The following is a 13,703-nucleotide window of genomic DNA, read 5'->3' on the forward strand; positions in this document are numbered from 1 at the left end:
TCAAAGCATTATTTAGGGAAGTACACGGTAAAGGTAGAGCCTTCCCCTACTTGGCTGACTACCGCTACGCTGCCGCCGGCATTTTCCACCATCTTCTTCACCATATATAGTCCTACGCCGGAGCCTTCCACATGCGTGTGGAAGCGCTGAAACATCTGGAAAGGCTGCCGCTCACGGTCAAGTTCGATGCCCAGACCGTTGTCCTTCACTTCCAGAACCATATATTTTTCTACCGGGAAGCACCGAAGGATCACCAGCGGGTCGCGCTCCGGGTTATGATACTTGAGAGCGTTACTGACGAGGTTGAAGACCACGGAGCGGAGGTTTTTGGCCGAGAAGGCAATGGAGGGGCAGTCCTGCACATCTACCTGCAGGCGGGCACCTACTTCCTGAATAAGCGGGGCCAGATCCAGGAGCACATCTTCTACTACCTCGGCCAGCTGCACTTGGGTGGGAGCCTGCTCATGTTCCTTCTGCAGGCGGGAGACATCGGTCAGGTGCTCAATGGTGCGCGTGAAACGGTTCACAGAATCATGCATCAGCTCCAGAATGTAGCTTACTTCCCGGGTTCGGGTAGACTCTGTTAGCTCATCCTGCAAGGTTTGCAGCAGCCCTTCAATATTGGTAATAGGGGCTTTTAAATCGTGGGAGGCGGTGTAAATGAAGTTATCCAAGTCTACGTTGGTGCGCGTGAGCTGCTGGTTGAGGTTATCCAGCGCGACGTTAGCAGTCAGCAGCTGCTGGTTGGCCTGTGCCACCTGCTGGCGGGCAGCCACCTGCTCACTTACCTCCGTAGCAACCGCCGCTATGCTGGTAATAGCGCCATCCGCATCGCGCAGCGGTTGGTAAACAAAGTTCAGGTACACGGTTTCCAGCTGCCCCTGTCGCTCCAGTAGGGTAGTAACTTCCTGTGCGACAAAGGCCTCCCCAGAAGCCACCACCTGGTCCAGCAATTCCTTATAGCCCTGGTCCCGTACTTCGGGCAGCGCCTCAAAAATTGGTCGGCCTATTACCTGTTCCGGGGTGCGCCCCCAGATAGCCGTGACGCGGGGGTTAGCTACTTCCACCAGATACTCCGGCCCCCGAAAAATGGCTACGGCCACCGGTGCCTGCTCAAACAGGGCCTGCAGCTGGGCCTGCTGGGCGGCCCGCTGCTGGCGGGCCAGCACTTGCTCCGTTACATCAAACGCAAAAATGGAGACGCCTATCGTAACGCCTTCTTCCTGGTAGGCCTGATAGGTAAAGGTATAGTACTTCTCCGGCAGCAAATTGCCCTCCAGGTCGCGCACCTGCAGTGGCAATTCTGTACCAAAAAATGGCTCGCCGGTGGCATACACCTGGTCCAGGAGGGCTAAGAACCCATAGTCTACGGTTTCAGGCAGGGCCTCAGCCAGGGGCAGGCCCAGCAGCTGGCGGCCCGGGAAAAGGCCCTGATAGCCGGGGTTGACGTAATCGAAGCGGTGCTCCGGGCCGTGCAGAATGGCTACGCTGGCCGGGGTCTGCTCAAATACCTGAAAGAAGATTTCGCGCTGACGCACTACCTGCTGCGCGGCTGCCAGCGCCTCCGCCTGGAGCTGGTCGGCGCGCTGCCGGCTTTGCTCCTGCTGGGTTACTTCAAAGGCAAACACCAGCACGCCATCAATCTGGCCGCTGGCATTATAACGCGCCTGCTGAATGAAACTGAAGTAGCGGTCTTCCAGTACTCCATTATCCGCCCGCACCAAAGGAATAAGAATCCCTGTCTCCTCGTGCGTTTTGCCCGTATCGTACACCTGCCGGAAGGTATGATATACCGAGTGGTCTTTTACCTCGGGCAGGGCCTCCAGCAGCGGCTTGCCTAGTAGCTCCCGATTAAGAAAAAGCTGCTGATAACTAGGATTGACCAGCTCATACACCAGATCTGGCCCATTGAGGATGCAAATAGCGGCCGGGGCCTGCATGAAGAGGCTCTCCAGGCGTTCCTTCTGCCGCTCGGCTTCGGCCTGGGCCACCAGGAGAAGGCTGGTACGCTCTTCCACCCGCGACTCCAGCTCCCGATTTAGCAGCTGCAGCTGCAGCTGAGCGCTCAACAGGTCTATATTATTGGCCAGAAACTCCTCATTGGAAGCGTGCAGCTCTTCGTTGGTAGCCGCCAGCTCCTCGTTTGCTATGGCCAAGTCGGCGTTCAGGCTCTGCACCTTCCGGCGCGTATGCACCTGCTCGGTTACGTCTACTCCTACTACTACAACGCCAGTTACTGAGCCGTGCTGGTTGTGCAGGGGTTGGTACACAAAATCAAAATAGGTTTCCTGCAGGCGCCCGTTTCGCCACATATAAATGGCCTGCTCCTTTCCTACATAAGGCTTGCCGGTGTCCATTACCTCCTGCAGAATCTGCTCAAAGCCTTGCCCCTGCAGCTCGGGTAGAGCCTGCAGCAAGGGTAACCCCAGCAACTGTTCTTCGGTGCGCCCCCACACAGTACAGGCCAGGGGGTTGATGTTCATGATAGTAAACTCGGGGCCTTGCACGTAGCTGAAAGCCACCGGCGCCTGATGCAGAATGGTACGCAGCTGCTCACGCTGCTCTTCCGTCTCGGCGCGGGCTGTCTTTTCCCGGGCCTGGCTCTCGCGCAGGGCTTGTTCTATGGGGCTGCGCTCATGATCAGAAGTATCGGTAAAGCTGACGACAAGCCATTGGCCGCTGCGCTGTGCCGCTATTCGAAAGTAGTTATCCAGCTCATCTGCCTGACAGTTTACCTCGTATTGGCCAGCCTCGCCCGTTTCAAATACCCGGCAGTAGAAATCATACACGCCATTAGGCACCGTACCGGGAAAGCGGGTACGCACAGTGCCGCCTGGCTGCTCGGGCAACTGCGTCATGCGCTGGCCGGCCGGGTTCAGGTACTCCAACGCAAAGTCGGTTAGCTCGCCGGCCGGCCCATAAAGGGGGCGCAGCAGGTGAATAGCCGTTAAAGAGACTTCCAGTACGGTATGAAGCAGTTCCTGGGGGGAGGAATAAGGTATAGACAAGGCGGCAGAGGATTCAGGCATAAACGGGAGCGGCGGAATGCAGGCGGGCTAGCACGTGTAAGATAAGCCAGCGGCGGAAAGTTCGCCCGGGGGCCGATGAGCTTCCCGAACCGGAAAGGCCACCATGCCGGCTCAGGACTTTTTTTCTATCGAATCAAGGTCAGCTGGCAAAGGCAGAGCTTCCAATACCGGCAGGGTGAGCGAAATGGTGGTGCCCTGACCCAGGCGGGAATGAATGTTGAGCGTGCCGCCCAGCAGCGCCACGCGGGTACGTATGCCGGCCAGCCCAATACCGTGGTCCGCCCGGGGCGTACTGGTATCAAAACCCACCCCATCATCCTCCACGCTCACATACACATAGTTATCTTCCCGGGCTACCGAGACAAAGGCCTCGCGGGCCTGCGCATGTTTCATAATGTTGTTGAGCAGCTCCTGCACCATGCGGTAAATGGCCGTTTGCAGCTGCCGGGGCAGGGGCTCATCCAGGCCAGTCAGGTTCAGATCTACCGGCAGGCTGCGGGGAATCAGCTTTACCAACTCCTGCAGCGCCACCTTCAGGCCAAAGTTTTCCAGCACGCTGGGCGTTAGCTCGTAGGAAATGGTACGCGTAGCCCGGATAGCCTCGCCCAGCAGATTTTGGGCCGCCAGCTTCTGGGCCGACTCCGGCAGCATATCCAGGTTTAGCTTGGTGGCATACAGCAGTTGGCCTACGCCATTGTGCAGGCTCTCGGCAATGCGGCGGCGCTCCTCTTCCTGCGTGTTGAGAATGGCGGAAAGCACTATCTGCTGCTGGCGCAGCTTTAAATGAGTGGTTTCCGTCATTAAGGCATTGCGCTCCGTTACGTCGCGGGCCAGAATGAGCACGCCCGTGCCGGTGCTTTGGTGCAAGGGCCGTATGTGCAGGTCGAAGGCACCCTGGGGCAAAAAACCAGCCCAGTTCAGCAGATGGCCGGCTTCGCCGGCCAGGGCAGTGTGCAGTACCGCCTGAAACTCGGGGTTAGCGTCCAGTTGCGGGAGCAGCTCCGGCAGCAGACGGCCCAGTGCCGCTGCCTCTGCTATATTGGTGAGGCGGGTGGCGCGCTGGTTCCAGGCTGTTACGCGCAGGTCGGCATCCAGGGCCATAATTACGTCCACGCTATTATCGAGCAGGCTTTTGGTGAACTCCTGCTCCCGCTGAATTTCCTGCTTCATCCGCTCCGAGTCTGTCACATCAATGGCAAACACAATACCCTGCTGCCGCTGGGCCTCAAAGAAGCCGTAGTTCTGAAAATAGACCGGCTCGCCCTGGTACTCCGCATACTCCAAAAATATGAGCGGTTCCCCGGTCAGTAATTTTTTCATCGGTTCCGTGAGGGCCGGAAACTCCTCAAACACGCTCTTGCCTACCAGCTCATTATCCTGCAGCCCCAGGCGGTGCAGGCCAGCTCCCACCAGCTCCAGGAAATGGCCTTCCGGCGAAAGACGGCCTAACATTACCGGTAGGTTAGCCAGAATATGCTCCAGCAGGCGGTTTTTGTAGCTCAGCTCCTCAGCAGCCTCCTTGCGGGAGGTTATGTCCCGCACCAGCCCCAGCAGGCGCCCGTGCGAGTGGTCTTCCTCGGTAAACACGCGGCCCACCATGGCTACATAGCTCACCGTCCCGTCGGGCTTGATGATGCGGTACTCAGTATCCAGGGCCAGCTTTCCCTGGCGCAGCTTCCGGATATTCTCCAGCAGACGGGGCCGGTCTTCGGGGTGAATGCAGCTAAGCGCTACGCTGGAAGGCACAGGGTTGGCATCGAAGACGTGGCCGAATATTTCCTGCGCCCGGTCATCCCAGTATAACTGGTCATCGGTCAGGTTCCAGTCGGTAATGCCCATGGCCGTGGCCGTGAGGGCTTCCTGCAGCCGGGCCTCGTTTTCGCGCAGCCGGTGCGCCGCTTGCTTTTCCTCCGTAATATCCCGCCAGGCCGCATGCACCAGGGTGCCGCCGTTGTCCGGAATGGCCGTGAGCAGGATGTCGCCCCAGAACTCTTCCGTGCCGTGGCGGTAGCGGCACCACTCAAAGCGGCAGTAGCCCCGCCGCAGGGCCTGCTCCCACAGCTCATCGGCCCACACCGTGGATATCCGACCGTTGGGCTGGTACTTAGGCGAGAAGGCCGAGGCATGCTGTCCCAGCAATTGTTTTTTATCGGTGAGGCCCAGCAGGTGCAGGGTGGCGGGGTTGCAGTCCACAAACCGGTTGTCGCGCAGCAGCAGCATGCCGTCGTGGTTTTGCTCAAACAGAGTGCGGAAGCGCCGCTCACTCAGCTCCAGCGCCCGGGTGGCCTGGTGCTGCTCCGTTACATCTATCATAGCCAGGAGGCAGTGCCGCTCGCCCAGTGCATTAGTAATGGCATTGCCTTCCAGGCGCACAAACAGGGCAGTGCCATTTTCCCGGCACATTTCCATCGTGGTGGTCTGGCGGAAATCAGAAGCCAGCACCTGCTCTACAAAGTGACTGAAAGCCAGCCGGCACTCCTGGGCTACAAACAAGGCCAGCCGGCGACCTTGCAGCTGCTGGCGCACGGTACCCAGCTGCTGAGCGGCCTGCAGGTTCAGCCGCAGGATGGTGCTATCGGCGGCCAGGGTGCAGTAGCCTACCGGGGCAAAATCATAGAGGTCTACGTACTGCGCACGGGAGCTTTGGGCTTCGGCCTGGGCCAGCAGCAGCTCCTCATACTGCATTTCCAGCTCTATCTGATGCACCTGGAGCTCCTGCACCAGCCGCTGCACCTCTGGCGCGGTATCAGGCGCTAGGCTCTGCGTAGCCAGCTGCCGGCGCTCGGCGCGCAGCCGCAACTCCCGCAGGGCAGCCTGTGTGTCGAGGGGTGCGGAGGACAAAAAGCCGGGAGCTTCCATAGCCTTGCTGGGATAGATTCTGTTTTTACGTAAACACTTGGTATCAATATCAATAAAAAGCCAGGCAAAGGGCGCGGCCTGGAATTCTAATAGACGAATCTAACGCCCATCAGGATACGGTCGGTGGGGTGGCCCTCGCTGTGGATGCGGCGGCCATACACCAGCACATGGCGGGGCGGCTCATCCCGGTTCAAGGAAGAAAGTGCAAGCGGCAGGTCATCGAAACCGACGCTGACGCCGTTGAGCAGGTCCATCAGGTTGTCGCGCAGAATGGGCTGCCGCCACACGCCGTTATTGAGTTCGGCCAGGGGCTGGCCTTTGGCCGGCTCCTGCCCAAAGGCTTCCGTAAATGCCTGGCTAACGGTTAGCACGCGCAGCTCGTGGTCCAACACCAGCATGGGCTCGCGCACGGTTTCTACAATACTTTCGGCGTAGCGGCGGCTGCTTTGCAGCTCCTCTTCCAGGTGCTTCAGGCCGGAGATATCCGTGAAGGTGATAACAGCCCCGCTGATGTAGTTATCCAGGGTGCGGTAGGGCAGAATCCGCATGGCGTACCACTCATTGGTGGTGGTCTGAATAATGGATTCCGTACTCACCAGGCGCTCCAGCACCTGGTTGATGTCCTGAATTAGGCTGGCGTAGCGCAGGTTGCTGGCGAAGTGCGTAATAGGCCGGCCCACATCGGCTGGCTGCAGGTGCATAATGCGGCCCACGGAAGGCGTAAAGCGTCGGATAATCATATCATTATCCAGAAATACCGTAGCTATTTCGGTGGCGTCCAACAGGTTTTTCATGTCGTTGGCGGCCTGGCTTAGCTCTTCCGTCTTGCTCAGATACTGCATGTTCAGCGTCATGAGCTCCTCGTTCAGGCTCTGCATTTCCTCCTTGTTGGTCATGGCCTCCTCGTTGGTGCTTTGTAGCTCCTCGTTGGCCGACTGCAGCTCCTCGTTGGTGCTTTTGAGCTCTTCCACGCTGCTTTCCATTTCCTCAATGGTGGTTTGCAGGCGGTGCTTGGTGTATTGCAGCTCTTTTTCCAGCGCGGCCACTACGGTGTCGCGGCTCAGATCAGAGCCCGGGCTGGCTTTGCCGGTGCGCACCCGGCGCGGCGTGGGTTGGTCTTCAAAGGCCACCAGCATCAGGCCAGCCAGCGCATCGGGCTCGGTGAGGTAAGTAACGCTGATGCGCAGCAGCTGATAGCCGGCATCGGTTTTCACCTTTACATTTTCGGCCACCACACTTTCCCTGGCGGTACTGGCCTTGTGTACTACGGCACTGATTTCGTAGTTTAAGTCTTCGCGGGCCATTTCGAAGATGTTCAGGCCGCCCAGCCCGGGCGCCGGCTCCAGGTAGCGGCCCGTGCGGCCATTCACATACAGGATTTCGCCCTTGGCATTGATAAGCACGGCCGGCGGCGTGAAGGCGCGCAGCATAACTCTCTGCACCAGGGAGGCAAAGGTCCCGTCTTTGCGGGGAGAGGAAGTATTCATACTACTGGCTGCCACTGGCACCGACGTTTGCTGACGGGTAAGAGCGAATGGGAAATTGGCAAGACGGGTTACGGACGAGGACGCATCGTTGCGGCGGAAAATTTTCCATTTAATGTCCAGGGGCTTAAACAGTTCATGAAAGCCCGTCATATTTTCGCTGGGCCCCAGGAACAGCAGGCCGCCCGGGTTCAGGGCGTAATGGAACACAGGCAGCAGGTTGCGCTGCAGTTCCGCCGATAGATAGATGAGCAGGTTGCGGCAGCAAAGCAGGTCTAGCCGGGTAAACGGCGCATCCTTGTTGATATCGTGGAGGGCAAAGATGACGGCATCCCGCACCTCTTTCCGAATCTGGTAGCCGATTTCCTGTTTGATGAAAAAGCGTTCCAGCCGCTCCGGGGATACATCAGCCACAATGTTATCCTGGTACAGCCCGGCCCGGGCAAAATCAATACCCTGAGGATTGATATCGGTAGCAAAAATCTGAATTTTGAGGTAGTGGCCGGGCTCTATCTGCTCCAGACACTCCTGCAGCAGCATAGCCAGTGAGTAGGCTTCCTCGCCGGTAGAACAGCCCGGCGCCCACACCCGAAAAACACTGTTAATGGGCTTTTGGCGCAGCATGGGAATCAGCTGCGTTTTCAGCGAATCATAGGCCTCCTGATCCCGGAAAAACTTGGTTACGCCAATCAGCAGCTCCTTAAACAGGGCATCTACCTCCGAGGGGTTTTCCTGCAGGTAGCGCACATATTGCGTGAACTCCTTAATCTGATGCGAATTCATGCGGCGCTCAATGCGCCGGAACACGGTGTTGCGCTTATAATAGCTGAAGTCGTGCCCGGTTTGGGTCCGGATGAGCAGAAAGATTTTCTGCAGCGCATGAGCCGGGCGCGAAACCGACTCGGGCCGTTCCCGGCGGGGCCGCTCCATGATGGGCTTGTGCAGGTATTCCAGGAGCTTATTCGGCAGCTGATCGGCCGGGAGAATATAGTCCACAAACTCGGTGGCAATGGCGGAGCGGGGCATAGAATCGTACTCGGCCGTTTCCGGGGTTTGCACCATCACCATTCCAAAGTTTTCCATCACCATCTTCAGCCCTAGCGTGCCATCGGCACCCATGCCGGAGAAAATGATGCACACGGCCCGCTCCCGGGCATCTTTGGCCAGGCTTTGGTAAAACAAATCAATAGGCAGGCGCTTGCCGCGGGGCTGCGTGGGCGGAAACAGCAGCAGCGTACCGTGCAGAATGCTCATGTCGCGGTCCGGCGGAATCACATACACGTGGTTGGGCAGCACCTTCATGCCATCGGCCGCTTCCAGCACGGGCATGTCGGTAAAGCGCTGCATTACTTGGGCCAGCTCGCCGTTTGGATTAGGGGCCAGGTGCATCACCACGACAAAGGCAATACCGCTGTGGGGGGGCATGTGCCGAAAAAACTGCTCAAAGGCCCCCAAAGAGCCCGCCGAGCCGCCCATACCTACAATCGGAAACGTCTCCCGGCTATCTTCCTGGGCCTGCACCCGGCGTAGCTGCGCCTGCGACACCTGGGTATCAATGGGTGGTGGCGAGGCTGAAACCGGCTCAGCAGGAAGTCTCTCTTCCGGAGAGGCAGGGTTGGTAGTAGGCATAGCAGCAGGCAGAGGGCTACCCGGTAAAAAGGAGTAGCGCCTCTATTCAAAAGTACACATAAACCCCGTTTTAGTCCGACTAAGATGGATTTAGTGCTTTGGGGCAGCCCGCGCAAAAGTTAAACCGAATCAGAAGTGCCGCGTAGGGTTAAAAGATGGGGCCTGAAGCTGTTGGTCCTCCTTTTGACACGCTTTTGCTGACTACCCCGTGGAAGACCCAGCTTATATTATTGTCATTGGTGCTTCAGCGGGTGGTATGCCGGCGCTTACGCGCGTAGTCAGCAACCTGCCCGGCACGCTACCAGCCGCCGTGTTGGTGGTGCAGCACTTTGACCCCGATTCTTCCGGCCAGCACCTCGTAGAGCGACTATCTAAACACACCCAGTTGCGCTGTGTGCTGCCCACGCACGGCCAGGCGCTGGAAGCCGGCACGCTGTACCTGGCCCCACCCGACCGGCACCTGCTGGTGCGGGACGGGAAGCTGCTGGTCACCAAAGGCCCCCGGGAAAACAATTACCGGCCCGCCGCCGATGCCCTCTTCCGCTCGGCCGCAGCCCATTACGGGGCGGCCACTATTGGCGTTATCCTTACCGGCATGCTGCACGATGGCACCGCCGGCCTGGAACAGATTAAGCGCGCCGGCGGGCAGGCCGTGGTGCAGGACCCTCAGGAGGCCGAGTTTTCCAGTATGCCGGAAAGTGCCCTCAGCAACGTAGCCATTGATTACGTGGTGCCCCTCTCCGAAATGGGGCATTTACTGACGCGCCTGGTACAGATGCCCGGTACCGGGACCACCGTTATTCCTCAGGACATTAAAATGGAGGCCGCTATTGCGGAGCGTATTGTGGGAGATACGGAAGCAATTGCCCTTTTAGGCACCCCTGTGCCCCTTACCTGCCCGGACTGCGGCGGCTCGTTATGGAAGGTGAACCAAAGCAAGGTACTGCGCTTCCGGTGCCATACGGGCCACGCCTATGCTGCGGAAGCCCTGCTGGAAAGCAGCCAGCAAGGCCTGGAAGAAACCCTATGGGTGGCCATGCGCATGATGGAGGAGCGCAAAAACCTACTCATCAGCATGGCGGGCCGGGGCCAGGGCAACCTGAGCCTGCGCCAGGAAGAACGTATTCAGGAAATGAAGCTGCATATCAACCGGCTGCGGGAGTTCCTGCTCTCCGGCCAGGAGCTTAACCCCGCCACTGAGCAGGCCAGCTGATGGCCCCGCAGTGCCCACAGCGCAAGGGCCACCGGTTTATCCTTACAAGCTACCCAACATCAAAAGGCCGACCGGCTCTGCAGACCGGCCTTTTGATGTTGACAAATGCCCGTGGGTTCCGGCTGCGTTACTTGGCTTAAAGGCTCAGTTAGGCTGAACCCGGTATTCCGGACAACAGCCGCTGCGGGCGGTAACTCCCAAGTTGGCTTTGGGGTATATAAGCCTACCCGGCCCTACTGCTGGCGGCAGCAACCAGCCTTGGCAAAGGCCGCACCCTTTCTGATTTTTTCTTTCCTCTACCTGATGGAAGAGCTAAATGAGCTTTTAGGCTTACACGTGCATTCGGATGATATCACGGCGCTGCAAATGTCGATGCGGGCGGTGGTTATCTTTTTTGTAGCCCTGGCCCTGCTCCGGCTGGCGGGCACGCGCGCTTTCAGCAGCGGTAGCGCTTTTGATATGGTCCTGAAGATAATCCTGGGGGCCGTGCTCAGCCGGGCCATTGTAGCGGCCTCGCCCTTCTGGCCCACCATTGCAGCGGCCACCGCATTTGTGGTGCTGCACCGGCTGCTGGCCATTGCCGCCTACTACTCCGACTTTGTTGGCCTGCTCATCAAAGGCAAAGCGCAGGTACTGGTGGAAGACGGGGAGCTACATCAGCAAAACCTGCGGCGCACCAATATTTCCCGCAACGACCTGGCCGAAGGTCTGCGCGACAGTGGTGGCGTGGAGGTAGTGGCACAGGCCAAAAAGGTGGTGCTGGAGCGCAACGGCCGCATCAGCGTAATTAAGCGCAAGCACAGCCCGGACAAGACCGGCTCGGCGCCGGAGTCATAGCCCGTACATTCAGAAAGAATTTTGAGGTCAGGGAAATTACTTTCGGCCTTTGCGCAACAGGTACACCATGGCTCCCTTCTCCTGGGCAGCCATTTCCACTACTTCCCAGCCATCAGCGGCAGCCTCATTCAGCGCTTTGCTCAGCAAGCCAGTAACGTTATCCATGTGCTCTGACATGATGCGCATGACATTGTCTTGCTTTTCCTGGCTGGTAGTCTCTTTCTGCTTTATCCCATCAATGTAAACACTCCCATCGGCGCGGGTTTCCTGCACTTTACCCACGTACTCACTTTCCCCAAAAAACATTTTCATGTACTCATCCGGCTGAGCCAAACTCACTTCCTTCTGCCCTTTAAATTCTGGGCTAAACCGGATAACAGGCCCCATAGGGTTTTGCGCGCCCGAATAAAAGATTTGCATGTACTGCGTACCGGCTTTCTGCGCCAGAGCGGGGCGGCCAGAGAAAGCGCCTACCAATAACATAACAGCCAGTAGAATACGGGAGCCGGACAATTTCATCAGATAAATGGATAGGTTAGAATAAGCAAACCTATCCATTTATCTGACAGTCTCCTTAATCCCGCTTCATCTTCAGCATTTGCTTCAGCGCCGCTAGCTCGTCGCGGTATTTGGCGGCCTGCAGGAAGTCCAGCTCTTTGGCGGCGGCTTCCATCTGCTTTTCGGTTTGCTTGATGAGCTTTTCCAAGTCCACTTTCGTCATCATAGCCACCACGGGCTCGGCAGCCAGGGACATGGCCGTTTCCTCGCTGGGCCCTACATAGGCTTTGGGCTCGATAACGCGGTAGTCCGACAACGACGTTTGGCCCATAATAGCCTCCCTGGACTTTTTCACGGTTTGCGGGGTAATGCCGTGCTTCTCGTTGTAGGCCATTTGGGTGGCGCGGCGGCGGTTGGTTTCATCCATGGCCCGCTGCATAGAGCCCGTAATCCGGTCGGCGTACATAATTACCTTGCCCCGGTCGTTACGGGCGGCGCGGCCCATAGTCTGGATGAGGCTGCGCTGGTCGCGCAGGAAGCCTTCCTTATCAGCATCCAGAATGGCTACCAAACTTACTTCGGGCAGGTCAAGGCCTTCGCGCAGCAGGTTTACCCCGATGAGTACATCAATTTCTCCCAGGCGAAGCTGGCGCAGGATTTCTACCCGGTCCAGGCTCTTCACATCGGAGTGCACGTAGCTGGACTTGATGCCCAGGCGCTCCATGTATTTTTGCAGCTCCTCGGCCATGCGCTTGGTGAGCGTGGTTACCAGCACCCGGTCGCCCATTTTCACACGGTTGTCTACCTCATCCAGCAGGTCATCAATCTGATTAACGGATGGGCGCACGTCAATAACGGGGTCCAGCAGGCCGGTGGGCCGGATAATCTGCTCTACTACTACGCCATTGGCCTGGGTCAGCTCATAGTCGGCAGGGGTGGCCGAAACGTACACCGCCTGCCGGAACATGCTCTCAAACTCATTGAAAGTGAGCGGACGGTTATCAAAGGCAGAAGGCAGCCGGAAGCCATACTCAATCAGGGCTGCTTTCCGGCTCCGGTCGCCGCCCCACATGGCCCGGATCTGGGGCATGGTGACGTGGCTTTCGTCTACCACCAGCAGGAAATCTTTGGGGAAGTAATCCAGCAGGCAGAAGGGCCGTGAGCCGGGCTCCCGGCCATCAAAATAGCGCGAGTAGTTCTCAATGCCGGAGCAGTAACCCAGCTCCCGAATCATTTCCAGGTCGAACTCGGTGCGCTCCATAATGCGCTTGGCTTCAGAATCACGCCCCTCCTTCTCGAAGTAAGCGTGCTGCTGCATCATGTCAAACTGAATTTCCTTGATGGCCTGATTCAGCGTGTCTTTGCCGGTTACGAACAGGTTGGCCGGGTACAGCGTCACGTCTTTCTCATCGGAAAGCTTCTTGCCGCTCTGCGGATCTATCTTCTGAATGCTTTCGATTTCATCCCCGTAGAAATAAATGCGGTAGGCATAGTCGGCGTAGGCCGGGAATACGTCCACCGTGTCGCCCTTCACGCGGAAGGAGCCGCGCGTGAATTCGGCCTCGGTACGGGAGTACAGAATCTGCACAAACTGGTAGAGCAGGTTATTGCGCGAGTAGCGCAGGCCAGGTGCCAGGTAGATGACGTTTTTAGCGAATTCCTCGGGGTTGCCGATGCCATAGATGCAGGAAACGGAGGCAATAACGATGATGTCGCGCCGCCCGCTCAGCAGAGAAGACGTGCAGTGCAGCCGCAGCTTTTCAATTTCCTGGTTAATGGCCAGGTCTTTCTCGATGAAGACATCGGTGCTGGCAATGTAGGCCTCGGGCTGGTAGTAGTCGTAGTAGCTGATGTAGTACTCGACGGCATTGTTGGGAAAAAACGTTTTAAACTCGCCGTAGAGCTGGGCGGCCAGGGTTTTGTTGTGGCAGAGCACCAGGGCCGGCTTGCCGGTTTCGGCAATAACGTTGGCCATGGTAAACGTTTTGCCGGTGCCCGTGGCCCCCAGCAACACCTGTACATGCTCGCCACTATTAATGCCCTGCACCAGTTGGGCAATGGCCTGGGGCTGGTCGCCGGTGGGTTCAAACTCCGAGGTAAGCTGGTACTTCATGCAGAAAGAGAGAGGAATGCAAAAGGATAGCCTGGAATAAC

At 57.9% G+C, this 13,703-nt stretch carries 7 protein-coding genes; 2 read left to right on the forward strand and 5 right to left on the reverse strand.

Features of this window, described 5'->3' with window-relative positions:
* Positions 1-8 precede the first annotated feature (8 nt).
* From PK28_RS19240 to PK28_RS15870, 3 genes are all read right to left on the reverse strand, one after another.
* Positions 9-3,029, reverse strand: a complete 3,021-nt coding sequence (locus tag PK28_RS19240) for a PAS domain-containing sensor histidine kinase (RefSeq protein ID WP_082017154.1) — start codon at positions 3,027-3,029, stop codon at positions 9-11.
* Positions 3,030-3,140: 111 nt separating this feature from the next.
* On the reverse strand, positions 3,141-5,888 hold the full coding sequence (locus PK28_RS19245; RefSeq protein WP_048826155.1) for a PAS domain S-box protein: 2,748 nt from the start codon (positions 5,886-5,888) through the stop codon (positions 3,141-3,143).
* An 86-nt stretch (positions 5,889-5,974) separates the two neighbouring features.
* A complete protein-coding gene (locus PK28_RS15870) occupies positions 5,975-9,001 on the reverse strand; it encodes a CheR family methyltransferase (RefSeq protein WP_082017155.1) in 3,027 nt (1,008 codons plus the stop codon).
* Between the two features lie 208 nt (positions 9,002-9,209).
* Between PK28_RS15870 and PK28_RS15875 the strand changes: the two genes are divergently transcribed.
* Both PK28_RS15875 and PK28_RS15880 read left to right on the forward strand, forming a co-directional pair.
* Positions 9,210-10,214, forward strand: a complete 1,005-nt coding sequence (locus PK28_RS15875) for a chemotaxis protein CheB (protein ID WP_071885162.1) — start codon at positions 9,210-9,212, stop codon at positions 10,212-10,214.
* A 303-nt stretch (positions 10,215-10,517) separates the two neighbouring features.
* Positions 10,518-11,051, forward strand: coding sequence for a DUF421 domain-containing protein (locus PK28_RS15880; protein WP_044517372.1), 534 nt, complete (start codon positions 10,518-10,520; stop codon positions 11,049-11,051).
* 36 nt (positions 11,052-11,087) lie between these two features.
* Here the strand turns inward: PK28_RS15880 and PK28_RS15885 are convergent, their stop codons facing one another.
* Positions 11,088-11,570, reverse strand: coding sequence for a hypothetical protein (locus PK28_RS15885; RefSeq protein ID WP_156126432.1), 483 nt, complete (start codon positions 11,568-11,570; stop codon positions 11,088-11,090).
* A gap of 55 nt (positions 11,571-11,625) precedes the next feature.
* Positions 11,626-13,662, reverse strand: coding sequence for an excinuclease ABC subunit UvrB (uvrB, locus tag PK28_RS15890; protein ID WP_044515599.1), 2,037 nt, complete (start codon positions 13,660-13,662; stop codon positions 11,626-11,628).
* Positions 13,663-13,703: the final 41 nt, after the last annotated feature.

Origin of the sequence: Hymenobacter sp. DG25B (genome assembly GCF_000801315.1) — a bacterium.
Taxonomy (GTDB): Bacteria; Bacteroidota; Bacteroidia; order Cytophagales; family Hymenobacteraceae; genus Hymenobacter.